Source organism: Kitasatospora sp. NPDC101155 (assembly GCF_044768305.1).
Lineage (GTDB): Bacteria > Actinomycetota > Actinomycetes > Streptomycetales > Streptomycetaceae > Kitasatospora.
On the sequence record NZ_JBIWPN010000026.1, the window covers coordinates 25,103 to 51,493 of the forward strand.

The 26,391-nt window shown below is 73.1% G+C and carries 24 protein-coding genes; 10 read left to right on the top strand and 14 right to left on the bottom strand.

The window, feature by feature from the left end; genetic code table 11:
* Positions 1–54 precede the first annotated feature (54 nt).
* From ACIRYZ_RS30445 to ACIRYZ_RS30460, 4 genes are all read right to left on the bottom strand, one after another.
* Positions 55–447, bottom strand: coding sequence for a peptidase inhibitor family I36 protein (locus ACIRYZ_RS30445; RefSeq protein ID WP_402950332.1), 393 nt, complete (start codon positions 445–447; stop codon positions 55–57).
* A gap of 184 nt (positions 448–631) precedes the next feature.
* Entirely contained in the window at positions 632–2,134 is a 1,503-nt protein-coding gene (locus ACIRYZ_RS30450) for a carbohydrate binding domain-containing protein (RefSeq protein ID WP_402950335.1), read from the bottom strand.
* Between the two features lie 192 nt (positions 2,135–2,326).
* Complete coding sequence (locus ACIRYZ_RS30455; RefSeq protein WP_402950338.1) at positions 2,327–3,268, bottom strand: aldo/keto reductase; 942 nt, start codon at positions 3,266–3,268, stop codon at positions 2,327–2,329.
* Positions 3,265–4,155 carry an NAD-dependent epimerase/dehydratase family protein gene (locus ACIRYZ_RS30460; protein ID WP_402950340.1) on the bottom strand — a complete coding sequence of 297 codons (891 nt, stop codon included), beginning with the start codon at positions 4,153–4,155 and terminating at the stop codon, positions 3,265–3,267. Before ACIRYZ_RS30460 ends, ACIRYZ_RS30455 begins: the two co-directional genes overlap by 4 nt.
* A gap of 121 nt (positions 4,156–4,276) precedes the next feature.
* On the opposite strand from ACIRYZ_RS30460, the gene ACIRYZ_RS30465 reads away from it, so the two are divergent.
* On the top strand, positions 4,277–5,248 hold the full coding sequence (locus ACIRYZ_RS30465; RefSeq protein WP_402950342.1) for a LysR family transcriptional regulator: 972 nt from the start codon (positions 4,277–4,279) through the stop codon (positions 5,246–5,248).
* Positions 5,249–5,367: 119 nt separating this feature from the next.
* Here ACIRYZ_RS30465 and ACIRYZ_RS30470 read toward each other — a convergent pair whose 3' ends face one another.
* Complete coding sequence (locus ACIRYZ_RS30470) at positions 5,368–5,961, bottom strand: choice-of-anchor C family protein (protein ID WP_402950344.1); 594 nt, start codon at positions 5,959–5,961, stop codon at positions 5,368–5,370.
* Positions 5,962–6,253: 292 nt separating this feature from the next.
* On the opposite strand from ACIRYZ_RS30470, the gene ACIRYZ_RS30475 reads away from it, so the two are divergent.
* Complete coding sequence (locus tag ACIRYZ_RS30475) at positions 6,254–6,892, top strand: GDSL-type esterase/lipase family protein (RefSeq protein ID WP_402950347.1); 639 nt, start codon at positions 6,254–6,256, stop codon at positions 6,890–6,892.
* 71 nt (positions 6,893–6,963) lie between these two features.
* A complete protein-coding gene (locus ACIRYZ_RS30480) occupies positions 6,964–7,923 on the top strand; it encodes an aldo/keto reductase (protein WP_402950350.1) in 960 nt (319 codons plus the stop codon).
* Positions 7,924–7,979: 56 nt separating this feature from the next.
* Here ACIRYZ_RS30480 and ACIRYZ_RS30485 read toward each other — a convergent pair whose 3' ends face one another.
* From ACIRYZ_RS30485 to ACIRYZ_RS30500, 4 genes are all read right to left on the bottom strand, one after another.
* The gene (locus ACIRYZ_RS30485) at positions 7,980–8,570 is read right to left on the bottom strand and encodes a GNAT family N-acetyltransferase (RefSeq protein WP_402950353.1); all 591 of its coding nucleotides are present in this window, start codon (positions 8,568–8,570) and stop codon (positions 7,980–7,982) included.
* Positions 8,571–8,685: 115 nt separating this feature from the next.
* The gene (locus tag ACIRYZ_RS30490; protein WP_402950355.1) at positions 8,686–9,369 is read right to left on the bottom strand and encodes a nitroreductase family protein; all 684 of its coding nucleotides are present in this window, start codon (positions 9,367–9,369) and stop codon (positions 8,686–8,688) included.
* A 121-nt stretch (positions 9,370–9,490) separates the two neighbouring features.
* Positions 9,491–11,128, bottom strand: a complete 1,638-nt coding sequence (locus tag ACIRYZ_RS30495) for an ABC-F family ATP-binding cassette domain-containing protein (protein ID WP_402950358.1) — start codon at positions 11,126–11,128, stop codon at positions 9,491–9,493.
* 118 nt (positions 11,129–11,246) lie between these two features.
* Positions 11,247–12,464, bottom strand: coding sequence for a trypsin-like serine peptidase (locus ACIRYZ_RS30500; protein WP_393039231.1), 1,218 nt, complete (start codon positions 12,462–12,464; stop codon positions 11,247–11,249).
* A gap of 470 nt (positions 12,465–12,934) precedes the next feature.
* On the opposite strand from ACIRYZ_RS30500, the gene ACIRYZ_RS30505 reads away from it, so the two are divergent.
* The 3 genes from ACIRYZ_RS30505 to ACIRYZ_RS30515 all read left to right on the top strand — a co-directional run bounded on the left by ACIRYZ_RS30505 (position 12,935) and on the right by ACIRYZ_RS30515 (position 15,334).
* The gene (locus ACIRYZ_RS30505) at positions 12,935–14,542 is read left to right on the top strand and encodes an ABC-F family ATP-binding cassette domain-containing protein (protein WP_402950361.1); all 1,608 of its coding nucleotides are present in this window, start codon (positions 12,935–12,937) and stop codon (positions 14,540–14,542) included.
* 140 nt (positions 14,543–14,682) lie between these two features.
* Complete coding sequence (locus ACIRYZ_RS30510) at positions 14,683–14,895, top strand: hypothetical protein (RefSeq protein ID WP_355673825.1); 213 nt, start codon at positions 14,683–14,685, stop codon at positions 14,893–14,895.
* Between the two features lie 64 nt (positions 14,896–14,959).
* Positions 14,960–15,334, top strand: coding sequence for a toxin Doc (locus ACIRYZ_RS30515; RefSeq protein ID WP_393039237.1), 375 nt, complete (start codon positions 14,960–14,962; stop codon positions 15,332–15,334).
* An 85-nt stretch (positions 15,335–15,419) separates the two neighbouring features.
* Here ACIRYZ_RS30515 and ACIRYZ_RS30520 read toward each other — a convergent pair whose 3' ends face one another.
* The 4 genes from ACIRYZ_RS30520 to ACIRYZ_RS30535 form a co-directional block, all read right to left on the bottom strand.
* Positions 15,420–16,103: a response regulator gene (locus ACIRYZ_RS30520; protein ID WP_402950364.1), complete on the bottom strand. Its 684-nt coding sequence runs from the start codon at positions 16,101–16,103 to the stop codon at positions 15,420–15,422.
* A complete protein-coding gene (locus ACIRYZ_RS30525; RefSeq protein WP_402950367.1) occupies positions 16,100–17,362 on the bottom strand; it encodes a sensor histidine kinase in 1,263 nt (420 codons plus the stop codon). Before ACIRYZ_RS30525 ends, ACIRYZ_RS30520 begins: the two co-directional genes overlap by 4 nt.
* 40 nt (positions 17,363–17,402) lie before the next feature.
* Positions 17,403–18,416: a hypothetical protein gene (locus ACIRYZ_RS30530; protein WP_402950369.1), complete on the bottom strand. Its 1,014-nt coding sequence runs from the start codon at positions 18,414–18,416 to the stop codon at positions 17,403–17,405.
* Positions 18,417–18,498: 82 nt separating this feature from the next.
* Positions 18,499–19,053, bottom strand: coding sequence for a GNAT family N-acetyltransferase (locus ACIRYZ_RS30535; protein WP_402950372.1), 555 nt, complete (start codon positions 19,051–19,053; stop codon positions 18,499–18,501).
* Positions 19,054–19,381: 328 nt separating this feature from the next.
* Here ACIRYZ_RS30535 and ACIRYZ_RS30540 point away from each other — a divergent pair, with 328 nt between their 5' ends.
* The 4 genes from ACIRYZ_RS30540 to ACIRYZ_RS30555 are packed head-to-tail and all read left to right on the top strand — an operon-like array spanning position 19,382 to position 25,164.
* Complete coding sequence (locus tag ACIRYZ_RS30540) at positions 19,382–20,509, top strand: CaiB/BaiF CoA transferase family protein (protein WP_402950529.1); 1,128 nt, start codon at positions 19,382–19,384, stop codon at positions 20,507–20,509.
* Between the two features lie 2 nt (positions 20,510–20,511).
* Positions 20,512–21,654 carry an acyl-CoA dehydrogenase family protein gene (locus ACIRYZ_RS30545; RefSeq protein WP_402950375.1) on the top strand — a complete coding sequence of 381 codons (1,143 nt, stop codon included), beginning with the start codon at positions 20,512–20,514 and terminating at the stop codon, positions 21,652–21,654.
* Between the two features lie 50 nt (positions 21,655–21,704).
* Positions 21,705–22,919, top strand: coding sequence for an acetyl-CoA C-acetyltransferase (locus ACIRYZ_RS30550; RefSeq protein ID WP_402950377.1), 1,215 nt, complete (start codon positions 21,705–21,707; stop codon positions 22,917–22,919).
* Positions 22,920–22,956: 37 nt separating this feature from the next.
* On the top strand, positions 22,957–25,164 hold the full coding sequence (locus ACIRYZ_RS30555; RefSeq protein ID WP_402950380.1) for a 3-hydroxyacyl-CoA dehydrogenase NAD-binding domain-containing protein: 2,208 nt from the start codon (positions 22,957–22,959) through the stop codon (positions 25,162–25,164).
* A gap of 124 nt (positions 25,165–25,288) precedes the next feature.
* Here the strand turns inward: ACIRYZ_RS30555 and ACIRYZ_RS30560 are convergent, their stop codons facing one another.
* A complete protein-coding gene (locus ACIRYZ_RS30560) occupies positions 25,289–26,083 on the bottom strand; it encodes a MerR family transcriptional regulator (RefSeq protein ID WP_402950383.1) in 795 nt (264 codons plus the stop codon).
* Between the last annotated feature and the right edge of the window lie 308 nt (positions 26,084–26,391).

Sequence of the window (26,391 nt, forward strand, 5' to 3'; positions counted from 1 at the left end):
ACGGTCCGGGAGGATGAGATGCCAATTTCCGCGGGCTTGGCCGCAGCGGAGTCCTCAGCCGCAGTCGGTGGTGACCGAGGCCACCCGACTGCCGTTGAGTTCGTGGTTGCCGAATCCGGAGGCCTCTTGCTCCTGCCCGGCGAAGTGCGGCTGGTCGTTCAACCGGATGATGCAGCCGAGGTCGTCCGGGAGTGGGTCGTGGACGGAGAGCGGGCGGGTCGGCGGCTCGATGTCGTCGAAGTCGCGCAGTTGGAAGCCGTTCTTCGTGACGTGCGCGTTCTCGGAGAGCAGTACGCGCCCGCTCTCGTGCGGTCCCTCGAAGAGGCAGAAGTACCCCCGGGGGCAGCGCACCGCCGCCGGATCGGCGTGGACGGCGGGCGCGGTGGCCGCGGCCAGGCCCAGGGCGGCGGAGCAGGCGAGGGTGGCGCGCAGGAGGCGACGGCGCACGGGGACTCCCATCATTCGATACGGGGAACGACTACCGTCCGTGCGGGCGGCATCACCGAATGCTAGATGGTTCCTGGGCGAACGGGTGCACTCACGTGCGATTTTCGGACACCTGACGTCTCTTCGTCGGAACGCGCCGAGGTGCCGGCGGCCCCCCGGCCCACCGGCACCTCGGACACCGGGATCAGCCCGCGTACTGGCTGAAGATCTTGGCGAACTCGTACGGCTGCTGCGGGATGTTGGTGCACTTCGACAATGAGCCGCCGGTGCAGGCGTTGGCGTCCCGGGTGGCGTCCCAGAAGGCCAGCAGGCCGAGGTGGTTCTGCTTGGCGAAGGTCACCAACTGCTGGGCGGCGGCCTGGTTGTAGACCTGGTGGTCGTCGTTCTCGCCGATCATCGGGGTGACCCCGACCGTGGCCCACAGCTGGGCGTCGGTCTTCGCCGGGTAGAGCGCCCTGAGCTGGCCGAAGAGTGACTGCGCGGACTGGACGGCGGCGTTGCCGTAGTCGGTGCCGGAGCGGTAGTAGTCCATCGCCATGATGTTGACCAGGTCGAGGTCGACCCCGGCGTCGCGGGCGGACTTGACGATCGCGACGCCCTCGCTGGTCAGGCCCTCGGGCAGGACGGGCAGGGTGAGCGAGACCTTGAGGCCGGGGTGGGCCTGCTGGAGCTTGGCGAGCGCGGCGGAGCGGCGGTCGTTGGAGGCGGTGTCGGCGATCGCCGCGCCCTCGATGTCGTAGTCGACGTAGCGCAGGTTGTAGGCGTTGACGACCGCGTCGTACTCGGCGAACAGCGAGTCCACCGAGCCGCAGGCGGCGGCGAGTTCAGTGCCGCTGGCGCCGCCGAACGAGAGCTTGACGTCGCCGCCGGCCGCGCGCAGCGCGTCGACCTGGTCCTTGGCCCAACCGGTGCGCGGGTCGTAGGCGTTGAACCAGCTGGCCTTGCAGCCGACGCCGGTGACGAAGCCCATGGTGTAGCCCTTGACGCCGCCGGCCCTGGCCATGTCGGGCATGGCCGGGGTGGGCCAGGCGCCCATGTCGATGTACGGGGCGACCGGCAGCGGGACGTTCGGCGGCGGGGTGCCCGGGCCGCCGGTGGGGGTGCCCGTGGGGGTGCCGGTGGTCGGCGGGGTGCTGGGGCTGCCGCCGCCGGGGCCGGTGAGGGTGATGTCGTCGGCCAGGTAGGCGCCCTGCCCGTACCAGCCGTGCAGGTAGACGGTGACGCTGGTGGTGCTCGGGCCGGTGGTGAAACCGGTCGACAGCTGTTGCCAGTCGGGGCCGCCGACGGTCCAGGTGGCCGGGTCGGTGACGCCACTGCCGGTCACGCCGAGGTAGACGTACTGCCCCTGCACCCAGGCGCTGAGGCTGTACGTGGTGTTGGGCTGGACGCTCACGGTCTGGGAGCACTGTGCGGTGTCGCTCGCGCTCGCCGCCCCCTTGAGTGCGTAGTTCCCGCTGTGCGCACCGGAGTTGACGACGATGCCGGTCCCGCCGGAACAGCTCCACGGGTCGAGCGCGCCGCTCTCGAACCCGGCGTTGGCGAGTAGGTTGCCGTCGGCGGCGCCGGCGTTCCCGGCGAGGGCGGCCAGGCCGCCGGCCGCGAGCACGGTCGCGGCGGCGAAGCTCAGCAGTTTGGTCCGGCGGGCCGGTCGGCGGTGCGTGGGGGCGTGCTGGAGCGCGCTGGGCATGGGGGTGCCTCTCGGGACGGTGGGCCGCCCGCGCCGCGTAGGTGGGCAGACGCGGGGCGGGCGGCAGCCTGGGGGCTGGCGCGGTGCGGGGGAGGAGCGCGGTGCTGAGGATCAAACTGGACTAGACCAGCTGTGCACGTCAAGCACTTCCCGACGTTCGAAAGCCCACCGAGGGCAGGTTTTAGGGTGGGTTTAAGGACGGCGCGACAGTTGCGCCAGCTCCTGTGCCGAGAGGGTGAGTTGCCTTGCCGCGGCCGAGTCGCGGATGGAGGCCGGGCGGCGTGCGCCCGGGATCGGGATGACGGCGGGGGACTGCGCCAGGTGCCAGGCGAGGCAGACCCGCTGCGGGCTGACGCCGTGGGCGCGGGCGAGGGTGTGGAAGGGCGTGTCCGAGGTCGGGGCACCGGTGCCGGGGTCGTCGACGGCGCTGGGCGAGATCCCGCCGAGCGGGCTCCAGGGCAGGAAGGCCAGGCCGAGTTCGGTGCACAGGTCGAGGGTGTCGCGGGTGGCGGGGTGAGCGGGGGAGAAGCGGTTCTGCACCGAGACCAGGCGCGGGCCGAGGATCTCCCGGGCGGTGCGGATCTGCTCGCAGTCCACGTTGGAGAGGCCGACCATCCGGATGGTGCCGGCGTCCGCGAGGTCGCGCAGCGCGCCGACGGAGTCGGTGAAGGGGACGGCCGGGTCCGGCTTGTGGAGCTGGTAGAGGCCGATGGCCGCCACGCCGAGCCGCTGCGCCGAGGCCTCGGCGCAGCGGCGCAGGTGGCGGGGGTCGCCGTTGACGGTCCACGTGCCGTCGCCGGGGCGGCCCCGGCCGCCCTTGGTGGCGACCAGCACCTCGTCCGTGCCGCTGCCGTGGGCGGCGAGCGCGCGGGCGATGAGGCGTTCGTTGTGGCCGAGTTCACCGGCGTGCCAGTGGTAGCTGTCGGCGGTGTCGATCAGCGTCACGCCCGCTTCGAGGGCGGCGTGGATCGTGCGGACGGCCTGGTCCTGGTCGGGGCGGCCCTCGACGGACAGCGGCATCGCGCCGAGGCCGACCGCGCTCACCGTGACGCCGCCGATGGCGCGGGTGGCGCGGGTGGCGTCGACGGCGCGGGTGGTCTGGGCGGCGACGGGCAGGGCGGGAGCGGGCGTCATCGCCGGGCCTCCTTGACGGCCTGGGGGAGCCAGTCGGTGATCGGGGAGAAGCGGAAGCCGAGGCGGGCCGCCCGGCCGGTGTCCATGGCGTAGCAGCGGTCGAAGGAGAACGGTGAGAGCGGCTCACCGGCCCCTTCCGTCAGCACCGGCTCGGTGCCCAGCTCGCGGCCGATTGCCGCGCACAACTCGCGTACGTCCAGCGTTCCGTGGGAGGCGGCGTTGACGGCCCCGGTGAAGTCGGCCGTCGCGGCCCAGCCCAGGAACCGGGCGATCTCCGTCTCGTGGATGAAGGAGGCGCTCTGCGGCGCGGGGTGGACGGCCACCGGCAGGCCGCGCTCGATCCGCTCCACGTGGTGCGCCAGCCGTCCGGTGAAGTCGGCGCCGCCGAGGACGTGCGCGGTGCGCACGGTGGCGACGTCGAAGGGCGCCTGCCGGGTGAGCAGGGCCTCCGCCTGGCGCTTGCCCTCGCCGTAGTGGGCCTCCTGGAACGCCGGGTCCGTCCAGGGGAGTCGCAGGTCCACCGGCTGGGCCGACAGGTCGACCGTCTCCTCCGCGAGGGGCGGCCCGCCGGGGCGGCCGAGGTGGGCGTACACCTCGACCGTGGAGGTCAGCAGGTAGCGCGGGGTGCGGTCGGCGAAGACCCGGGCGGCGACGGCCGCTTGGACGGGCGTGTAGCAGACCTGGTCGACGACGGCGTCGAAGCGCCGGTCGGCGAGGGCCGCGTGCAGCGCGCTCTCGTCGTCGCGGTCGGCGCGCAGGTGGGTCACGCCCCGGGGCGCGGGGGTCGAGCCGCGGTTGACGACGGTCACCGTCGCGCCCGCGTCCCGCAGGTCCTCGATCAGCCGTCTCCCGAAGTAGCGGCTGCCTCCGATCACACACACGTCCACTGCTCGCGATCCTTCCCCGGTCCGGTGCTGTCCGTTCGCTGTCCGTTCTCGGTGATCAGCCTGCCCGGCCCGGCTCGACAGCAGTAGTGTCGATGTGGATGCCCCATCATTAGGAGAACTGTTGATCGACGTTCAGCGGCTCGCGGTCCTGCGGGAAGTCGCCCGCTGCGGCAGCTTCAACCGGGCGGCCGTGGCATTGCACTGCACACCCTCGGCGGTCTCGCAGCAGATCGCCGCACTGGAGCGCGGCCTCGGCGCGCCCGCGGTCGAGCGCTCCACGCGCGGCGTCACGCTCACCGACGCGGGGCGGCTGCTGGTGGAGGCGGCCGACGCGATCGCCGCCGAACTGGCCGACACCCAGCAGCGGATCGAGAAGCTGACCGCCGTGCGCACCGCCCTGACCGTCGCCGCCTTCGCCAGCGGCGGCCGACGGCTGCTGCCCTCCGCCCTGGCCGGATTCGTCGCCGACCACCCGGAGGTGGAGCTGACGATCCTGGAGGCGGAACCGGAGGAGAGCCTGCCCGCCGTCCGCGAGGGCCGGGCCGACCTCGCCCTCGCCTACCACCTCGACGGCCCGCCGCCCGCCCGGCCCGGCGACCGCTCCGGCCTGGACTGGACCGCGCTGGGCGAGGACCCGCTGCGGGTCGTCCTGCCGCGCCGCCACCCGGCCGCGGCCCGCTACCGGGCCCGGCCCGAGCCCCCGCACCTGGCCGAACTCGCCGACCAGCGCTGGATCCTGGGCTGCCACAAGTCCGCCGGCCAGCTCGCCCGCCACGCCGCCCTGGCCGGCGTCGAGCTGCGGATCTCCTGCACCGCGACGGACTACGACTTCGCCCAGTCGCTCGTCCGGGCCGGCATCGGGATCGCCCTGATCCCCGAGATCGGCCTGACCCGGCACCCGGACCTGGTCGCCCTCCCGCTCGCCGAGCCCGGCCCCCGGCGCCACCTGGGCCTGGCCCTGGCCCGCCGTCGGCGCGGCCACGCCGCCCGCCTGGCCGAGGAGTTGGCGTCCCGGCTGGTTGCGGCGGCGCAGGCGTCGCCCGGAGAGGTGCCGACCGGAGAGGCGCCGACCGGCGAGCTGCCGCCCGCGTAGCAGCGGTACGCCGTGGGGCAGGGCGCCTTCGGCCGACCGCACGGGTGAGGCCGTCACGCGCCTGTTCGGCGCGCGGTCGCCGGACGACCCCACCCGGCCGGGACGTCAGCGGTTCAGGGTCAGCAGCAGGGCTTGCACTCCTTCACCTGCACGTTGTCCAGCACCGGCCCGTACGCGCCCCCGACGGTGCTCTCGAAGGTCAGGGTGGTGGCGGAGTTCTGCGCGACGAAGCTGAACTGCCTTCCCACGTAGCCCATCGCGGTCGCGGTCTTCCCGGTGACGTCGAAGGAGAAGTCCTGGAAGTCCTGTCCGTCGATGAGCGCCTTGCCGGTGCGCAGGGGGACTCCGCCGGCGGGGTTGCCGGCCAGGGCGTAGGTCACCGAGTAGGTGGTGCCGGGGACGGTGGTGAAGGTCTGGGCGATGGTGCCGGAGTCGGCGCCGTTGAGGTCGATGGACTGGTCGCCCTCGGCGGCCTGCCACATGCCCGCGCCGATCAGGTCGACGCTGCCGTTGGTGATCCGCCACGGGCCGATGGTCTGGCCGGCGACCAGTTCGGTGAAGCCGCCCGCCGGGGCCTTGGGGGACTCGAAGCTGCCGTCGTCGAAGTGGCTGAGCGCGCGGTGCCCGCCGGCGGCCTGGGCCGGGACGGCCAGCGCGGTGCTGGCGGCGACGAACAGGGCGAGGGCGGCGACGCGGGTGCGCGAGAGCGACATTTCTACCCCAACTTCCGTGGTGACGAGCCGAGACGATCGGCTGTGCACAGAGCGTCGACCGTCCCGGAGTGCCCTGCCAAGACCGGACGGGCGGCGCCCGGTGGTGCGGGGCGCGTGGGGGCGGGCTCCTACGCGCCGGTTTGCCGGATGGTCGGCCGTCGCGGGCTCGGCGGACCGTCCGGGGGCGAAGGTTTCTCCCGTCCGGCCGAACCCCCGGGGTCGACTGCCCGGTCCCGGGGCCCGGTGGTGAAAGCGGAGGCGCGCGCCCCGCTCACACCCCTACGGTGGCCCGATGACCATACGAACGCCGGGTGATCCCTTCGACGGCCCGCGGATCTGCTTCCTCGGCGACTCCTTCGTCCAGGGCCTCGGCGACCCGGAGTTCCGCGGCTGGGTCGGCCGGGTGCTCCAGGCCGCCGCGCCGCACGCCACCGCCTTCAACCTCGGCGTCCGCCGTCAGACCTCGGCGCAGGTGCGGCAGCGCTGCTGGGCGGAGGTCGAGGCCCGTGCCCTGCCCGGGGCCGATCACCGGCTGGTGCTCTCCTTCGGCGCCAACGACGCGGTGACGGAAGGCGGGGCGCCCCGGGTCGCGCATCCGGACACCCTGGCCAACCTCGCCGCCCTGCTCGACGGCGCCCGCGAGCGCGGCATCGCCGCCCTGGTGGTCGGCCCGCCCCCGGTGGTCGGTCTGGGTCCGGACCACCTGGCGCGGCTGCTGCGGCTCGTCCCCGCGATGGCCGAACTCTGCGCCTCCTCCGGCGTCCCGTTCGTCGACGTCACCGAGGCACTGGCCGAGGACCCGACCTGGACGGCCGAGGCCGGGGCGGCGGACGGCGCCCACCCGGGCGCGGGCGGCTACGCGCGGCTCGCGGAGCTGGTGCTCGACGGCGGGTTCGGGGACTGGATCAAGCCAACTCCGCGTCGGACTTGACCTTGAGTGCACTCGAAGGTGAAAGCTGGAGGGGTTGATCCAACCCACGGACATCGGATCGGAGCACTGGCATGCGCAACGCCTCGTTCGGCAGCGACGGCCCTGAGGTCGGCGTCATCGGTCTCGGCTGCATGGGGATGACCTTCGCCTACGACGTGCAGAACCGTGACGACGAGAAGTCGGTCGGGGTGATCCGCCAGGCGCTGGACCTCGGTGTCACCCTGATCGACACCGCCGACATGTACGGCCCCTTCACCAACGAGGAGCTGGTCGGTGCCGCGCTGGCCGGCCCGCACCGCGAGCGCGCCTTCCTGGCCACCAAGGTGGGCATCGTCCCCGGTCAGATCGGCGGGTCGGGCGCCCGCGACGGCAGCCCCGAGCACGTGCGCCGCTCCATCGACGACAGTCTGCGCCGCCTGGGCACCGACCACGTCGACCTCTACCAGCTGCACCGGGTCGACCCGAACGTCCCGATCGAGGAGACCTGGGGCGCGCTCGCCGAGACCGTCCAGGCCGGCAAGGTGCGCCGGATCGGGCTCTCCGAGGTGACCGTCGAGGAGATCAAGCGGGCCCAGTCGGTGCACCCGGTGGCCTCGGTGCAGTCCGAGCTGTCGCTGTGGACCCGGGACGTGCTGGACGACGTGCTGCCCTACACCGAGCAGCAGGGCATCGCCTTCCTGCCGTACTCGCCGCTCGGCCGCGGCTTCCTGACCGGCAGCATCTCCTCCTTCGACGAGCTGCCCGAGGACGACTTCCGCCGCCGGCTGCCGCGCTTCCAGCAGGACGCGCTGAAGGCCAACCTGGCGCTGGTCGCCAAGGTCAGGGAGATCGCCGAGCGGATCGGCGCCACCCCCGCGCAGATCGCGCTGGCCTGGGTGCTGGCGCAGGGCCGGTACGTCTTCCCGATCCCGGGCACCAAGACGCCGCGCTACCTGGTGGACAACGTGGCCGCGGCCGGGGTCGAGCTCTCGGCGGTCGACCTGGCCGAGCTGGACGCGCTGCCGGCCGCGGAGGGCGGGCGCTACGCCTGACGGTCCGGTGCCACGCCTGCCGGGTCCGGCCCGGTCGGCCCGGTCGGCTCGTACGGTCAGCGCTCCATGACCCACACCAGCTGCCGTCCGGTCTCCCCGGGAGCCCGGACGGTGGCTGCGGCGACCCGGTCCAGCCGGTAGCCGAGCTTGCGCGGGACGGCCGCGCTGGCGCCGTTCGCCTGGTCGCAGCGGATCTCCACCCGCGCGATCCCGGGCAGTGCCAGTGCGGCCTCGGTCAGTGCCCCCGCCCCGGCGGTGGCGATGCCGCGGCCGACGTGCCGGGCGGCGACCCAGTAGCCGATCTCCAGCGCGCCCGGGCCGATCCGCCCGTGCAGCCCGAGGGCGCCGACCACCCGGCCGGGTTCGGCGTCCAGCTCGGCCAGGTACATGAAGTCGGTCCCGGCCTCCCAGGCGGCGGTGCCGGCCCGGGTCAGCTCGGTGGTCCGTGCCCGGGTGGGGGCCTCGGCCGCCCAGTCCATCCAGGGCCGCAGATGGTCCAGGTTGGCGCGGACGGCCCTGTTCAGTGCCGCCGCGTGGGAGCTGCGGCGGCGGTGCAGCCGGAGGCCGCCGGGCAGCTGCAGCAGCTCGGGCGGCCGCCCGGTGGTGACCTCCGCGGGGTCACAGGACCGTGGCTGGGCTTGGCTCATGGCGGCGATTATGTCCTTGGCCCGGACCTGTCAGCATCCGGAACCGGCGGCCGTGGCCCGGCAGGGGGCGCACCCGGCGCCGCCCCGGCGCGTCAGACACGTCCTGGAGCCGGACCTAGAGCCGGACCAGCACCTCGTCGAGCTCCTTGCGCCGCAGATCCGGCACGCGCGCCCCCTCGGCGGGGTAGCCGACCGGGATCACGTAGGCGGCCCGCTCCTCCGCCGGGCGGTCGCACACCTCGTTGAGGAACCGCATCGGGCTCGGGGTGTGGGTCAGCGTGGCCAGGCCGGCCTGGTGCAGCGAGGCCAGCAGCAGCCCGACCGCGATCCCCACCGACTCCTTGGTGTAGTACGGCCGCGGCGACTGCGGTCCCTTGTGCACCTCGAACACCACGATCACGGCCGGCGCGTCCTCCAGGAACGGCTTCCGCCAGTCGGTGCCGATCGGCGCCAGCGCGGCCAGCCACTCCGCCGAGGCCCCGTGGTCGTAGAACTCGCGTTCCTCGGCCTCGGCCGCCTCGCGCAGGCGCCGCTTGCGCTCCGGGTCGGTGATCACCACGAACCGCCAGGGCTGGACGTGCGCGCCGCTGGGCGCGGTGCTCGCGGTGCGGACCGCCCACTCCACCACCCCGTCCGGGATCGGGCGGGTGGAGTAGTCGCGGACGGTCCGGCGCCGCGCCATCACGTCGTGGAAGGCCCTGCCGCGGGCCTCGGCCTCGTGGGCCGGCACCGTCATCGGGGTGAGCGGGACGCTCGGGTACGGCGTCCCGGTCATCGCACTGCCTGTGCTGTCAACCATGGTCGACAGCACAGCACATGACGGTCGTCCCGGGAAGAGGTCGAGACCAATCCTGAGACCAATCCGGAGACCGGTCCAGGGTCGGTCCGGGGCCGGTCCGGGGTGGCTGGACCCGGGGTGGCTAGAGCTCGTGCACCCGCCCGTCCCGGACCTCGATCTGCCGGTTCACCGCCACGGTGTCCAGCATCCGCCGGTCGTGGGTGACCAGCAGCAGGGTGCCGGTGTACGAGCCGAGCGCGGACTCCAACTGCTCGATCGCCGGCAGGTCCAGGTGGTTGGTGGGCTCGTCCAGCACCAGCAGGTTGACCCCGCGCGCCTGGAGCAGTGCCAGCGCGGCCCGGGTGCGCTCACCGGGGGAGAGGGTGGCGGCCGGGCGCAGCACGTGCACGGCCTTGAGCCCGAACTTGGCCAGCAGGGTGCGCACCTCCTCCGGCGTGAACTCCGGTACGGCGGCCGCGAAGGCCTCCGCCAGCGGCTCGCCGCCCAAGAACAGCCCGCGCGCCTGGTCCACCTCGCCGACCACCACGCCCGAGCCCAGCACGGCGCTGCCGCCGTCGAGTTCCAGCCGACCGAGCAGGGCCGCCAGCAGCGTGGACTTGCCCGCGCCGTTGGCGCCGGTGATGGCGACCCGGTCGGCCCAGTCGATCTGCAGGTCCACCGGGCCGAAGCAGAAGTCGCCGCGCCGGGCGACCGCCCCGCGCAGGGTGGCGACCACCGAGCCGGAGCGCGGCGCGGTGGCGATCTCCATCCGCAGCTCCCACTCCTTGCGCGGCTCCTCGACCACGTCCAGCCGCTCGATCATCCGCTGGGTCTGCCGGGCCTTGGAGGCCTGCTTCTCGGTGGACTCCGCGCGGGTGGCGCGGGCCTTCTTGTCGTTGTCGCCGCCCTTGCGGCGGGCGTTGCGGACGCCGTGCTCCATCCAGTTGCGCTGCAGCTGCGCCCGGGCCTCCAGCGAGGACTTGGTGTCGGCGTACTCCTCGTACTCCTCGCGGGCGTGCCGGCGGGCCACCGCTCGCTCCTCCAGGTACGCCTCGTAGCCGCCGCCGTACAGGTTGACCTGCTGCTGGTGCAGGTCCAGCTCCAGCACCTTGGTGACGGTGCGGGCCAGGAACTCGCGGTCGTGGCTGATCAGCACGGTGCCGGCGCGCAGGCCCTTGACGAAGGCCTCCAGCCGCTCCAGGCCGTCCAGGTCGAGGTCGTTGGTGGGCTCGTCCAGCAGGAACACGTCGTAGCGGGAGAGCAGCAGCGAGGCCAGGCCCGCGCGGGCGGCCTGGCCGCCGGAGAGCGCCGTCATCGGCAGGTCGAGCGAGACCTTCAGCCCGAGCGAGTCGGCGACCTCCTCGGCCCGCTCCTCCAGGTCGGCGCCGCCGAGGTCCAGCCAGCGGTCCAGGCTCGCCGCGTACGCGTCGTCGGCGCCCGCCCGGCCCTCGACCAGGCCCTCGGTGGCCTCGTCCAGCGCGGCCTGCGCGGCCGCCACGCCGGTGCGCCGGGCCAGGAAGTCGCGCACCGACTCGCCCGGGCGCCGCTCCGGCTCCTGCGGCAGGTGGCCGATGTTGGCGCTCGCCGGGCTGAGTCGCAGCGAGCCGGCCTCGGGGGTGTCCAGGCCCGCCAGCAGGCGCAGCAGGGTCGACTTCCCGGCGCCGTTCACGCCGACCAGGCCGATCACGTCGCCGGGGGCGACGACCAGGTCCAGGCCGGAGAAGAGGGTGCGTTCGCCGTGGCCGGCGCTGAGGTCCTTGACTACGAGTGTGGCGCTCATGATGTCGCCGATTGTAGGAGGAGCGGGGTCGGCACCGGAAAAGCCCGTGACCGGGGAGCGGGCGGTGGGCCGGAAAGGCCCGGGGGCCGATCACTCAGTGGGTCGCCGGCTCAGCGGCTCACTTGGCCTTCTTGGAGAAGTAGTCGAACATGTGCGCCGCGACGTCCTCCAGGTACGGGCCGGCCTCGTAGGTGTTGGCGCCGTTGCCGATGGAGGTGTCGCTGACCAGGGCCGGCTTGCCGTCCTTGGTGGCGTACCAGCCGCCGCCGCTGCTGCCGCCGGTCATGTTGCAGCCGATCATCAGCATCGCCGGGCGGTCCGGGACGCCGGCCTTCGCGGCCGGCTTGCCGCCGTCGCAGTGCTCCAGCTCGACGCCGTCGAAGGGCTTGCCCTCCGGGAAGCCGTAGTTGGAGACGGCGGACAGCTGGTCACGCGGGGCGTTGAACCACAGCGGCACCGAGCCGCCGACGGTCTCCTCCAGCGACTTGCCGTTCGGGTCGGGGTTGGCGACCTTGATGATGCCGAAGTCGTACTGGCTCCAGGGGCCGCCCTTCTCCGGGTCGGCCTCCTGCGTCCACTGCGGCGAGACCATGCCGGCGGTGGCGCCCCACTCGCCGTACGGCTCGGCGTCCTCCAGCTTGGACTTCTGCGTGTTGCCGTTGCTCAGCACGCCGTTGCTGTTGAAGGCCGGGGCGAAGGTGATGTCGGTGTAGTACTTGTTGCCCTTGCCGCCGTGCAGGCAGTGGCTCGCGGTCCACACCAGGTTGCTCTTGCCGGGGTTGGCCGGGTCGGAGACGACGGTGCCGGAGCACACGTAGTCGTCGTTGCCGTCCTTGAAGAAGATCTTGCCGTTGACGTGCATGTTCTTCGGGAACGGGTGCGCCACGGGCTTCGCCGGGACCACGGCGGGCAGCTGGTCCGGCCCGGTCGGCGGCTGGGCGGCGGTGGGCTGGGCCGGGGCGGCGCCGGTCGGCGCCGCGGTCGGCTGGGCCGGCGCCTGCGTCGGGCTCTGGGTGGGCGCCTGCGGCAGCGGCTTGGGCTTGGCGTTCAGGAGCTTCTGCAGGGTCCAGTAGCCCTTGGCCGCCGGGGTGATGACGTTCGCCTGGGCCCACTTGTCCCAGTCCTCGAGCTTCCAGGTCTTCAGCTCTTCGAGCGTCGGAAGCTTGATCGGGGCCGCGCCCGGCTTGCCGGAGGCGCTGGCCGCGACGCTGGGAGCCGCGGTCTGGGCTCCGGCCGGGTCGCTGTTGTCCGGCCCGCAGCCGGTGGCGACCACCATGGTCAGCGCGGCGACGGAGGCGCCCAGAACGGCACGGCTCGACCGGGATATCGGTGACATGAGTTCAATTCCCCCTGTTGACTACCGCCATACGGCCCGTTCCGCGGGTGCGGCCCCGGGGCCGCAGGTATGGCAGGTGAGGAGTCTGCCATGCGGATAAGGAACTTCTTACACTCGCCCCCGGCCGGTACGGGGCTGTCACCGGATCGGCACCGGATCGGCACCCGCCCTCCGTCCGGGGCGCGGAAACCGGGGCCCGGGTAAATCGGTTGCAGGCCTCCGTCGACCTCCCTACCGTGGAAGACGTCATCAGCCAGACAAGGAGAAGGCCGTTGCTCTACTGAGGTCCCGGGACACCGCCCCGCCGCGCAGGCCCTGCTGCCGTAGCGCGGTGTGCGAGTGTGCGACCTCAGTCACGGCCCCGTGGCGTATTGCCGCGCCCCCTGTCCTCAGGCCGTTCCGGTTCCGCACCTGCGGTGTCTCCCCGTGTTGCTCACCACCCCTTTCAGCAACCATCCGGGAGGCCTTACATGGCACAACCCACCACCGCCGTCCTCTGCACCGACCTCACGTTCGAGTGGCCCGACGGCAAGCCCGTCCTGGACGGCTTCCACCTCGCCGTCGGCCCCGGCCGCACCGGACTGATCGGGCTCAACGGCGCCGGCAAGTCCACCCTGCTGCGGCTGATCGCCGGTGACCTCACCCCCGCCGGCGGTACCGTCCGGGTCGAGGGCGAACTCGGCTACCTGCCCCAGGGATTGACGCTCGACACCGGTCTGCGGGTCGACGAGGCGCTCGGCATCCGGGCCGCCCGCGAGGCCCTGCACGCCATCGAGTCCGGCGACACCGACCAGCGGCACTTCGACGCCGTCGGCGAGGACTGGGACGTCGAGGAGCGCGCCCGCGCCACCCTCGACCGGCTCGGCCTGCACCGCCTCGGCCTCGACCGCACCACCGGTGAACTCTCCGGCGGCGAGGCGGTGTTGCTGCGGCTCGCCACCCTGCTGCTGCGCCGCCCGGACGTCCTGCTGCTCGACGAGCCCACCAACAACCTCGACCGGGCCGCCCGCGAGCGGCTCTACGAGACGGTGGCCGGCTGGAACGGCGTCATGCTCATCGTCAGCCATGACCGCGAGCTGCTCCAGTACGTCGACCAGATCGCCGACCTCCGGGGCGGCGAAGTCACCTGGTACGGCGGCAACTTCACGGAGTACGAGCGCACCCTCGCCGCCCAGCAGGAAACGGCCGAGCGGCTGTTGCGCAACGCCGAGGCCGACGTCCAGCGCCAGAAGCGGGACTTGGCGGAGGCCCGCACCAAGCTGGAGCGCAGCGCCAGTTACGGCAAGAAGCGCTCGGTCACCCGCAACGACCCGCACATCTTCGCCGGGATGCTCAAGCGCAAGGGCCAGGAGACGGCGGGCCGGCTGACCGGCATGCACACCGAACGACTGGAGGAGGCCAAACAGCGGCTCACCGCCGCCGAGGAGGCCGTGCGCGACGACGCCGAGATCCGGATCGACCTGCCGCGCACCGCGGTGCCGGCCGGGCGCACCGTGCTCACCCTGCAGAAGGTCCGGCTGCCCTGCGGCGCCACCGCCGACCTCGACCTGCGTGGCCCCGAGCGGATCGCACTGGTCGGGCGCAACGGCTCCGGCAAGACCACTCTGCTGCGCACCATCGCGGGCGAACTCGCCCCGCTGGAGGGTGAGATCACCACCCCGGTGTCCTCGCGCTACCTGCCGCAGCGGCTCGACCTGCTGGACGACGAACTGACCGTCGCGCAGAACGTCAAGCTGTTCGCCCCGGCCGCCGGGGACAACGCGATCCGGGCCCGGCTCGCCCGCTTCCTGTTCCGCGGCGCCAGGGCGGACCAGCCGGCTGGCACCCTGTCCGGCGGCGAGCGGTTCCGGGCGACGCTGGCCGCCCTGTTGCTGGCCGACCCACCGCCGCAGCTGCTGCTGCTCGACGAGCCGACCAACAACCTGGACCTCGCCAGCGTCCGCCAGCTCACCCAGGCACTGGCCGCCTACCGGGGCGCGCTGATCGTGGTCAGCCACGACCTGCCGTTCCTGCGCGGTCTGGGGCTGACCAGGTGGCTGGAGCTGGACGGCGAACTGAGGGGGGTGGATCCGATGTAGCGGGGTGTGGCGGGCGCCGGTGCGGCGGTCGGCGCCGCCCCGGCGCGGGCCCCGGTTCGGCGGTCGGTTCGGTGGTCGGTCCGGCGGGAGCACCTCTTGACCTGCTCCCAACTTGCCTGCGCTGCAGTACCATCGGCGACATGCCTGCGCTCAACATCGAGTACACGGAGCACGAACTCGCCGCGATCCGCGAGGCCGCCGCCGCGGACGGCAAGAGCGTGAAGGCGTACGTCCACGACCTGAGCGTGCGGGAGCAGCAGCGCCGGGTGTTCGTGGACCACGCCGTGGCGTTCTGGAAGGCGCACCAGGCGGAGTTCGACGCCGCGTTCCCGGAGGACGCGCCCGCCGCGTGAGGGGCGGCGGCGTGGTGTCGGGACCTGGCTCGGTGAGGGTCGGAGCGCGGTGAGGGACGAGGACGTGACACTCCTGCACGTCGACCTGCGCTGGCTGCTCGACGTGCAGGAACTGGCCTCCCCGGAGGACCTCAGCGTGCGGGACTACTCGGCGCTGCAGGCCGCCGTGGCCCGGCACCGGGTGAACACCGCCCAGCTCGGCCACGACGCCGACCCCGCCTGGTGCGCGGCCACCCTGATGCACACCATCGTGCTGCTGCGCCCGCTCCCGGTGCGCAACAACCTGTACGCCTGCATGGCGACGGCCGCGTACATGCACGCGGCCGGAGAGGGGATCGACCCGCCGTACGGGGCGCTGGTCGAGCTGGCCCGCGACATCGCCGACGCCCGGGCGGACGTGTACGCGGCGGCCGACCGGATCCGCGCCTGGCGGATCTGAGGCCCTGGGCGGGCCGGGGCCGGCCGCCGCCGTTCTCACGCCCTCGCGGGCGCGGTACGTGCCCGTACGAACGCCTCCCCGGGGCTCAGCCGGGCAGTACGAACCCCGACTCGTACGCCGCGATCACCGCCTGGGTGCGGTCCCGGGCACCCAACTTGGCCAGCACGCTGCCGACGTGCGTCTTCACCGTCTCCTGGCTCACCACCAGCTGCCGGGCGATCTCGCCGTTGTTGAGCCCGGAGGCCATCAGCCGCAGCACCTGCCCCTCCCGCTCGGTCAGCCGTCCGATCGGTCCCCGGTCCACGGCGGTGTCCCGACGGTCGCCCGTGCCGTGGCGCAGCGCGAGTTCGCGCACGGCCGCCGGGAACAGCAGCGAGTCCCCGCGCGCGACCAGCCGCACCGCCTGGACCATCTCCTCCGCCCGCGCCCGCTTCAGCAGGAACCCGGCCGCGCCCGCACGCAGCGCGTCGTACACGTGGTCGTCGTGCTCGAAGGTGGTGACCACCAGGATCCTCGGCGGCTCGGCCATCCCGCCGACCAGTTGCTCGGTGGCCCGGATCCCGTTGATGCCGGGCATCCGGACGTCCATCAGCACCACGTCCGGGCGCAGCTCGCGCACCAGCGGGACGACCTCGGCGCCGTCGGAGGCCTCGCCGACCACGGTGAGGTCCGGTTCGGCGTCGATCACCACCCGCAGGCCCATCCGGACCAGCCGTTCGTCGTCCGCGATCACCACGCGGATGGCCCCGGTAGCGGTGTTCTCGTTCACGGTGTCCCTCCTACCGGCAGCCAAACGGCCAGCCGCCACGTCGTTCCGTCCTCGCTCGGCCCCGCCGTGCTCCCGCCGCGCAGGGCCGTGGCGCGTTCCCCGATCCCGCGCAGTCCGCGCCCGCCGCCGGGGCGGCTGGGGCGGGCGGGGCCGAGTGGGTTGGTCAGTTCGATCTCCAGCCGGCGCGTGCCGAGCGCGACCCGCAGTCCGGCCGGGGCGGGCCCGGCGTGCCGCAGCACATTGGTCAGGCCCTCCTGCACGATCCGGTACGCCTCGCGGGAGACCTCGGCGGGCAGCGCGGTCAGGCCCGGGTCCAGCTCGGCGTCCACCGTCACGCCGGTGCGGGCGAGTTGGCGCAGCAGGTCGTCGAGCTCGGCGAGCGTGGGCCCGGCCGGTCCGGCGCTGGCCTCCTCCTCGCGCAGCAGCCCGAGCACGGTGTCCAGTTCGGCGACGGCCCCCCGCGCGGTCTCCTCGATCGCCCGCAACGCCTCGGCGGCGAAGTCCGGGTCGGTGCGCAGCACCCGGGCCGCCGCCGAGGCCTGGATGCCGACCGCGCTGAGCGCGTGCCCGACCGAGTCGTGCAGCTCGCGGGCCAGCCGGTTGCGCTGGGCGAGCACGGTGGCCCGCCGCTCGGCGGCGGCCAGCCGCTCCTCCGGGGTCGGCCCGAGCAGGGCGGGCGCCCACCGGGCGAACAGCGCGCCGCAGGCGGCGTTGGTGCCGACGACGAGCAGCAGGACGGCCAGACCCAGCGCCGGGCCGGTGAGCATCCAACCGGGGAAGCGGTTCTCCCAGTACCGGCCGAGGTCCTGGGACCCGCCGAGGCTCATCACCAGCACGATCGAGAACGGCACCCCGGCGAGCGTCATCCCGGCGACCACCCCGCCGCAGAACAGGTGCAGCACGAACCAGACCGCGGTGCGCCACCTCGCCCCCCACGACCGGGCCGGCCCGGTGGCCAGCTCCTCCGGCCGCTCCACCACGCACAGCGCCCGTGCGGCCGCGCCTTCCAGTCCCCTGACGGTCGGCACCAGCGCGGTGACGGCGGCCATCGGCAGCGAGGTGAACAGCGCGAGCAGTTGCAGCAGCACCTGTCGCAGGTGCCCCTGGGCGGGGTTGAGCGCCCCGAGCCCCACCACCGACAGCAGCCAGTACGGCATCAGCAGTGCGCCGCCCAGCACCAGATGCACCCAGCGCAGCCGGGCCCGCCGCCCGAACAGCGTCTCCACCGCCGACCGCAGTCGACCGCCCCCCGTGTTCACCCGGGTGACTCTACGTCAGCGAGTGCCTGGCGGGTCGGCGTCATGGCGCGGCCAGGTCGTTCGGCGGCTCTGTTTCGCTCAAGGCCGCCCGTGCACCCGGCTGCACCGCCCGTTCGGTCAGCGCCATCGCGCCGACGGCCAGCACCAGCACCCCGGCCGTGAACTGTCCGGCCTGCACCAGGTTCATCAGCCCCGGTGTCGCGCTCGGCAGGTCCTTCACCGTCGTCTCGGTCCCGAACGCCACCAGTTGGTAGCCGCCCCAGCCGAACAGCGAACCGGAGCCCAGCCACGCCACCATCAGCGGCCCCCGGAGCCGCCGCCCGGGCCCGATCCGGAACACCAGCACCAGCGTCGCGGCCGTCGCGGCCACGGCCATGGCCGTGGCCGTGGCGTCCATCGTGGCGATCGACCGGGTGCGCTGCTCGACCCAGTGGATCGGCAGCCCCACCTCCCCGCCGGCCGCCCAGTACGCCCGGATCCCGGCGACCGCCAGCGCGACCGGCGCGGCGACGCAGGCGAAGGCCCGTTGCACGTTGCGGGTGGGGGAGTTGGGCAGGTCGCCGACCCGGCTGCGCAGAAGGCCCGCCCAGCGCCGGCGGGCGTAGAGCACGAACGCGGTGATCAGCGAGAGGCCCTGCACCCCGAAGCCGCCGTAGACGAGGGCGAACACCCAGCCCGCGATGCTGTCGTCGAGGTGCGGCTGATCCGGCGTGCGGTGCTCCGGCCCGAGTACCAGCGAGGCGAGCGCGTCCGCCGGCACCGCCACCAGGATCGTCCCGAGCAGCCCGGTCGCCACCCACATCGGGAAGGCCACCAGCCCGGCCGGCACCCGCCGCCCCCACGGCCGCAGGAAGGAGAGTGCGAGCGCCAGCGCGATCGCGTCCATGCCGAAGGTGAGGAGGTTGATCGTCCAGAGGCTGTCCAGCGCCTTCGGGTCGCGCGCGCCCACGTGGGAGCCGGTCAGCCACAGCAGTTTCAGTGTCAGATAGGGCGCGGTGGCGGCCATCGCGATCCCGGCCGCCACCTCCCGCACCACATCGTCTTTGCGCCTCATGCCCCCTACGTTGCCGCCGCCCCCGGGCCGCCGCCTCCGCCCGGCGCCCGATCCCCCTCCCCCCGGCGGGGGATCCTCGGGCTCACGCCATCCGGTGGATCAGCCGCTCCTCGTGGTCGACCCGCCCGTCCGGGTCCGCCACCAGCCCGAGCCGCTCCGCGAGCCGCCGCGAGGGCAGGTTGTCCGCCCGGATCAGCGCGATCACCGGGATCCCCGGGAACCGCGGCAGCGCCTCCGCCATCGCTGCCCGTGCCGCCTCCGCGGCGTAGCCCTTGCCCCACGCAGAGGGCCGGAACCGGTAGTACAGGTTGAACACCTTCTCGCCGTCCAGCGTGTGCAGGTACAGCCCGGCGAACCCGATGATCACACCCGGCTCCTCCCGCGTCGCCACCGCGCAGTACCCCACCCCGTCCCGCGGCCAGTCCGCCACGAACCCGTCCAGCATCTCCTGCGCCTGCGCGATGTCCCGCTGCGGCCCGTACGGGTTGTACCGGTTGGTCTCCGGATCCCCGTGGATGGCGAACATCGCCTCCACGTCGTCCTCCTGCGGCCGCGTCAGCACCAGCCGCTCGGAGACGGCGACGATCGTGCGGGCGGTGGTGGTCCGGGCGGTGGTGGTCCGGTCAATCGTGGTCATGGCACTTCCCCCGTGATGTTCGTAATGGATAAGCGGCACCATAGGCCATTACATCGACGCGCGCCCCCGTTTCTCCCGGCTGCGGGATCGGCTCACTCGTCCGCACCCTCCGGGGGCCGGTCGCGCGGGGAGTCGCCGGGTTCGCCGCGGGTTCGCCGCGGGGGAATCGGCGGTGCGGGGCGGGGGAGGAGGTCTTGTTACCGGCCGGTCGCTTCCCTATCATCGCGAGTGTTACAGCTTTACTGTCAAACCCTGAAGGGGTCTGCGGCCAGTGCGTGACACAGGCAGTCCAGCGGGCGGCGTCGGCGGTCCGGGGCCGTTGGCGGGTGTGCGGGTGGTGGAGCTCGCGGGGATCGGGCCGGGGCCGTTCGCGGCGATGCTGTTGGGGGATCTCGGGGCGGACGTGGTGCGGGTGGACCGGCCGGATCCCTCGCCGCTCGGGACGGATCCGGCGTACGACCTGACCAACCGGAACAAGCGGTCGGTGCTGATCGACCTCAAGTCGCCCGAAGGGCCCGGGCGGGTGCTGGAGCTGGTGGAGCGGGCGGATCTGCTGATCGAGGGCTACCGGCCGGGTGTCGCGGAGCGGCTCGGGGTCGGGCCGGAGGCGTGTCAGGCGCGCAATCCGGCGCTGGTGTACGGCCGGATGACCGGGTGGGGGCAGCAGGGGCCGCGGGCCGCGACCGCCGGGCACGACCTCGGGTACTCGGCGGTGGCCGGGGTGCTCGGGATGGTCGCGGCGCAGGGAGGGGCGGACGAGGCGCCGGGGATCCCGGCCAACCTGCTCGGGGACTACGCGGGCGGCTCGCTCTACCTGGTCGTCGGCCTGCTCGCCGGGCTGCACCACGCCCGGGCGACCGGCGCCGGCCAGGTGGTCGACGCCGCGATCGTGGACGGCGCGGCGCACCTGGGCAGCATGCTGTGGGGCCTGCTCGCGGCCGGGCACTGGCAGGACCGCCGGGGCGTGAACCTGCTGGACGGCGGCGCGCCGTTCTACGCGATCTACCGGGCGGCCGACGGCGGACACCTCGCGGTGGGCGCGCTGGAGCCCCGGTTCTACGCCGAGTTCGCCCGGCTGCTGGAGCTGGGCCCGGATGCGCCCGGACAGTACGACCTCGCCCGCTGGCCCGAACTGCGCACCCGGATCGCCGCCCGCTTCGCCACCCGGACCAGGGCCGAGTGGGAAGCCGTCTTCACCGGCTCGGACGCCTGCGTGGAACCCGTACTGACGATGCGCCAGGCTGCTGCGGACGGACACCTGATGGCGCGCGGTACGTACGTCGAGGCGGACGGCGTCACCCAGCCCGCCCCCGCCCCGCGCTTCTCCGCCACCCCCGGCGCGCTGCGCCGCCCGCCGGCCCGGCCGGGCGCGGACACCGCAGAGGTCGCCCGGGACTGGGGCGTGCCGTCCCTCGACCCGTCGGCCGTCAACTCCGAAGCAGAACAAGGAGCGTAGCGTTGCAGCGCGAGATCTTCACCGAGCAGCACGAGGACTTCCGGGCCACCGTGAAGGCCTTCCTCGCCAAGGAGGTGCTGCCGCACCACGACCGTTGGGAGAAGGCCGGCATCGTCGACCGCTCCGTCTGGCTCGCGGCCGGACGCCAGGGCCTGCTCGGCCTGGCCGTCCCCGAGGAGTACGGCGGTGGCGGCACCCCGGACTTCCGCTACGCCGCCGTGCTGGCCGAGGAGTTCGCCCGGGCCGGCGCGTCCGGGCTGGCGATCGGCCTGCACAACGACATCATCGGCCCCTACCTCACCTCGCTCGCCACCGAGGAGCAGAAGCGCCGCTGGCTGCCCGGCTTCTGCACCGGCGAGCTGATCACCGCGATCGCGATGACCGAGCCGGGCACCGGCTCCGACCTGCAGGGCATCCGCACCCACGCGGTCGACCGGGGCGACCACTACCTGCTCAACGGCGCCAAGACCTTCATCTCCAACGGCATCCTCGCCGACCTGGTGATCGTGGTCGCCCGCACCACCCCCGAGGGCGGTTCGCACGGCCTGAGCCTGCTGGCCGTCGAGCGCGGCATGCCCGGTTTCGAGCGCGGCCGCAACCTCGACAAGATCGGCCAGAAGGCCCAGGACACCGCCGAGTTGTTCTTCGAGGACGTCCGGGTACCGAAGGAGAACCTGGTCGGTGAGTTCAACGGCGGCTTCATCCACCTGATGCGGAACCTCGCCCAGGAGCGGCTCACCATCGCCGCCGCGGCGATCGCCGGCGCCGAGTACCTGGTCGAGATCACCACCGACTACGTCAAACAGCGCGAGGCCTTCGGCCGTCCGCTGGCCAAGCTCCAGCACGTGCGCTTCGAGATCGCCGAACTGGCCACCGAGTGCGCGATCACCCGGACCTTCGTCGACCGCTGCATCACCGAGCACAACCGCTACGCGCTCACCCCGGCCGAGGCCTCGATGGCCAAGTGGTGGGCCACCGAACTGCAGAAGCGAACCGCCGACCGCTGCCTCCAGCTCCACGGCGGCTACGGCTACATGAGCGAGTTCCCGGTCGCCCGGGCGTTCACCGACGGCCGTATCCAGACCATCTACGGCGGCACCACCGAGATCATGAAGGAGATCGTCGGCCGCTCCATCCTCGGCTGAGCCCCCTCAGGAACCCCCGGAACCCCCCTGCCCCGAAAGGCATTTCCATCGTGACCACCGAAGCGTACGTCTACGACGCGATCCGCACCCCGCGCGGCCGCGGCAAGGCCAACGGCTCGCTGCACGGCACCAAGCCGATCGACCTGGTCGTCGGCCTGATCCGTGAACTGCGAAGCCGCTACCCCGAGTTGGACCCGGCTGCGATCGACGACATCGTGCTCGGCGTGGTCAGCCCGATCGGCGACCAGGGCTCCGACATCGCCCGGATCGCCGCCATCGCGGCCGGCCTGCCCGACACGGTGGCCGGCGTCCAGGAGAACCGCTTCTGTGCCTCCGGCCTGGAAGCCGTCAACCTGGCCGCCGCCAAGGTCCGCTCGGGCTGGGAGGACCTGATCCTGGCCGGCGGCGTGGAGTCGATGTCCCGGGTCAAGATGGCCTCCGACGGCGGCGCCTGGTTCGCCGACCCGATGACCGCGTACGACACCAACTTCGCCCCGCAGGGCATCGGCGCCGACCTCATCGCCACCATCGAGGGCTTCTCCCGCACCGACGTGGACGCCTTCGCCGCCGAGTCCCAGGCCCGCGCCGCCAAGGCCCAGGCGGACGGTCTGTTCGACCGCTCCGTGGTCCCGGTGCGCGACCGCAACGGCCTGGTCGTGCTGGAGCGCGACGAGTTCATCCGCCCCGGCACCACCGTCGACACCCTGGCCGGCCTCAAGCCCTCCTTCGCCCAGATCGGCGAGGCCGGCGGCTTCGACGCCGTCGCGCTGCAGAAGTACCACTGGGTGGAGGCCATCGACCACGTCCACCACGCGGGCAACTCCTCCGGCATCGTGGATGGTGCCGCGCTCGTCGCGATCGGCAACCGTGAGGTCGGCGAGCGGTACGGGCTGCGCCCGCGCGCCCGGATCGTCTCCGCCGCCGTCTCCGGCTCCGAGCCCACCATCATGCTCACCGGCCCGGCCCCGGCCACCCGCAAGGCGCTCGCCAAGGCCGGCCTCACCGCCGCCGACATCGACCTGGTCGAGATCAACGAGGCCTTCGCGGCGGTCGCGCTCCGCTTCATCCGCGAACTCGGCTTCCGCCACGACCAGGTGAACGTCAACGGCGGCGCGATCGCGCTCGGCCACCCGCTCGGCGCCACCGGCGCGATGCTGCTCGGCACCGTGATCGACGAGCTGGAGCGGCGCGACCTGCGCTACGGCCTGATCACCCTCTGCGTGGGCGGCGGCATGGGCATCGCCACCGTCGTCGAGCGCGTCTGACCCCCTCCCCAGCAGACCGGTAGACCTGGAGAACTTGATGAGCGACACCACCACCATCCGCTGGGAGCAGGACCAGGACGGCGTGGTCACCCTCGTCCTCGACGACCCCACCCAGTCCGTCAACACCATGAACGAGGCCTTCACCGCCGACTTCGAGGCCGTGGTCGGGCGGCTGGCCGAGCTCGGGGACGCCCTGCGCGGCGTGGTGATCACCTCCGGCAAGAAGACCTTCTTCGCCGGGGGAGACCTGCGGATGCTCTCCGCCGCCCAGCCCGGGGACGCCGAGGCCGTCTTCGAGAAGTCCATGCGGATCAAGCGCTCGCTGCGCACCCTGGAGACCCTCGGCAAGCCCGTCGTCGCCGCTGTCAACGGCAGCGCGCTCGGCGGCGGCCTGGAGATCGCCCTCGCCTGCCACCACCGGATCGCGCTGGACACCCCGGCCAGCCGGATCGGCCTGCCCGAGGTCACCCTCGGCCTGCTGCCGGGCGGCGGTGGAGTGGTCCGTACGGTACGGCTGTTCGGCATCACCGACGCCCTGCTGAAGTTCCTGCTGCAGGGCCGCCAGTACCGCCCGGCTCAGGCGCTGGAGCACGGCCTGGTGCACGAACTGGTCGACACCCCCGAGGAGTTGGCCGCCCGCGCGAAGGCCTGGATCGAGGCCAACCCGACCGCGGTCCAGCCCTGGGACGTCAAGGGCTACAAGATCCCCGGCGGCACCCCGGCCACCCCCGCCTTCGCCGCCAACCTACCCGCCTTCCCGGCCAACCTGCGCAAGCAGCTGAACGGCGCGCCCTACCCGGCCCCGCGCAACGTGCTGGCCGCCGCGGTGGAGAGCAGCCAGGTCGACGTCGACACCGCGATGGTGATCGAGGCCCGCTACTTCACCGAGCTGGCCTGCGGGCAGACCAGCAAGAACATGATCCAGGCGCTGTTCTTCGACATGCAGGCGGTCAACTCCGGTGCCGGACGCCCCAAGGAGTTCGAGAAGCGGCTGGTCCGCAAGGTCGCGGTACTCGGCGCCGGGATGATGGGCGCCGGCATCGCCTACGCCTGCGCCAAGGCGGGCATCGAGGTCGTGCTCAAGGACGTGAGTCCGGAGGCCGCCGAGCGCGGAAAGGCCTACTCCGAGGGGCTGCTGAACAAGGCCGTCGCCCGCGGCCGCTCCACCGAGGCCAAGCGCGACGCCCTGCTCGCCCGGATCACCCCCACCGCCGAGGCCGCCGACCTGGCCGGCTGCGACGCGGTGATCGAGGCCGTCTTCGAGAACACCGAGCTCAAGCACAAGGTGTTCCAGGAGATCGAGGGCTTCGTCGCTCCCGACGCGCTGCTCTGCTCCAACACCTCCACCCTGCCGATCGGCCTGCTCGCGGAGGGCGTCCAGCGCACCGGCGACTTCATCGGCCTGCACTTCTTCTCGCCGGTCGACAAGATGCGGCTGGTCGAGATCATCCGTGGCCCGCAGACCGGGGACGAGGCGCTCGCCCGCGCCTTCGACCTGGTCCGGCAGATCGACAAGACCCCGATCGTGGTCAACGACTCCCGGGGCTTCTTCACCTCGCGGGTGATCGGCCAGTTCCTCAACGAGGGCGTCGCCATGGTCGGCGAGGGCATCCACCCGTCCAGCATCGAGCAGGCCGCCGCCCAGGCCGGCTACCCCGCCAAGGTGCTCTCCCTGATGGACGAGCTGACCCTCACCCTGCCGCGCAAGATCCGCGACGAGTACCGGCGTTCGGTGGAGGCCGTCGGCGGCACCTGGACGCCGCACCCGGCGGACGCGGTGGTGGACCGGATGGTCGACGAGTTCGGCCGCCCGGGGCGTAGCGGCGGCGCGGGCTTCTACGAGTACGGCGAGGACGGCAAGCGCGGGCGGCTCTGGCCGGGGCTGCGGGAGCACTTCGCGCGTCCTGGCGGCGGTGCGGCCGACGGCGTTGACGATGTCGACCGGGTCGAGGTCCCGTTCGAGGACCTCAAGGAGCGGATGCTGTTCAGCGAGGCGCTGGACTCGGTGCGCTGCCTGGAGGAGGGCGTGCTGACCTCGGTCGCCGACGCCAACGTGGGCTCGATCCTGGGGATCGGCTTCCCGGCCTGGACGGGCGGCGTGTTCCAGTACATCAACGGCTACCAGGGCGGCCCGGCCGGCTTCGCGGCCCGCGCCCGCGAACTCGCCGCCGCGTACGGCGAGCGGTTCGCGCCCCCGGCGCTGCTGGAGCGGATCGCGGCGGAGGGGCGGACCTTCACGGACTGATCCGGTCCCCGGTTCAGGCGGATCCGCGTTCGGGTGAGGTCGTGTCCCGCACGGCCTCACCCGGGTCGCCGTCCAGCTTCTCCTTCGGGTCCCCGTTGGGATTCCGGTTCGGGACCTCGTCGGGCTACCCGTTCGGGTCCTCGTTGGGGTACCCGTTCGGATTCCCGCTGAGTTCCCCGCTGAGTTCCCCGGCGAGCTCCTCGCCCAGTTCCTCCCGCAGCGACCGCTGGAACGCCGTGACCAGCGCCTGCGCCACCATCGGCTGGATGTGGTCGGTCAGTGCCTTCATCCGGGCCAGGTCGTCCGGGGCCGGCTCGCTCTCCCGGTACGGCTTCCACACCGTCTCCCGGAACAGCCGCTGCAGCTCCCGGGCCGTCGCCCGGCTGTGCTCCAGCACCACGGCCCGCGCGGCCAGCAGCGTCTCCAGGGGGATCGGCACATCCAGGATCCGCACCCCCAGCGGCAGCAGACCCGGATCCACCCGGAACACCTCCGGATCCGCCGTCCGCTCCAGCGCGCCCATCGCGACCAGCCGTTCCACGTGCTGCTCGGACAGCCCCCGCCCGGCCCGTCGCTCCAGCTGTGCCCGGGTGACCTCCTCCGGGGTCTCCGGCGTCCAGGACGCCACCAGTGCCCGGTGGATCGCCAGATCCAGCGGCGTACTGTCCTCCGGCAGCCGCGCCAGGTACCGCTCGATCGCCGCCAGCGTCAGCCCCTGCCGCTGCAACTCCTCGATCAGCCCCAACCGGTCCAGGTGCGCCGCCCCGTACAACCCCACCCGCCGCGGCCCCAACTCCGGTGGCGGCAGCAACCCCTTCGTCCCGTAGAACCGCACCGTCCGCACCGTCACCCCGGCCCGCGCCGCCAACTCGTCCACCGTCAGCCGCACCTCCCCCACAACGGCGCCGTGCTCCCCCATCTGCTGCCTCCCGCGCTGGCACACTCCTGCTGTGACAGCAGCAGTGTGACAGTGGCCGCTCTGCGGGTCCACCGCTTGCCGGACTGCCGGACTGCCGGACTGCCTGGGTGTCGGACTACCGGACTGCCGGACTGCCTGGGTGTCGGACTACCGGGCTGTCGGGCTGTCGGACTGTCGCTGCGGGGAGGGGAGGAGGCTCGGCGGGTGCGGCACCCGAGGTCGAGCCGCGGGCGGCTCTGGGCCGGCGCGATGGCGGCCCGCTCTGCTGAGCTGACCGGTCGGGTTCCTTCGCTGCTGTCCCGTGCCGG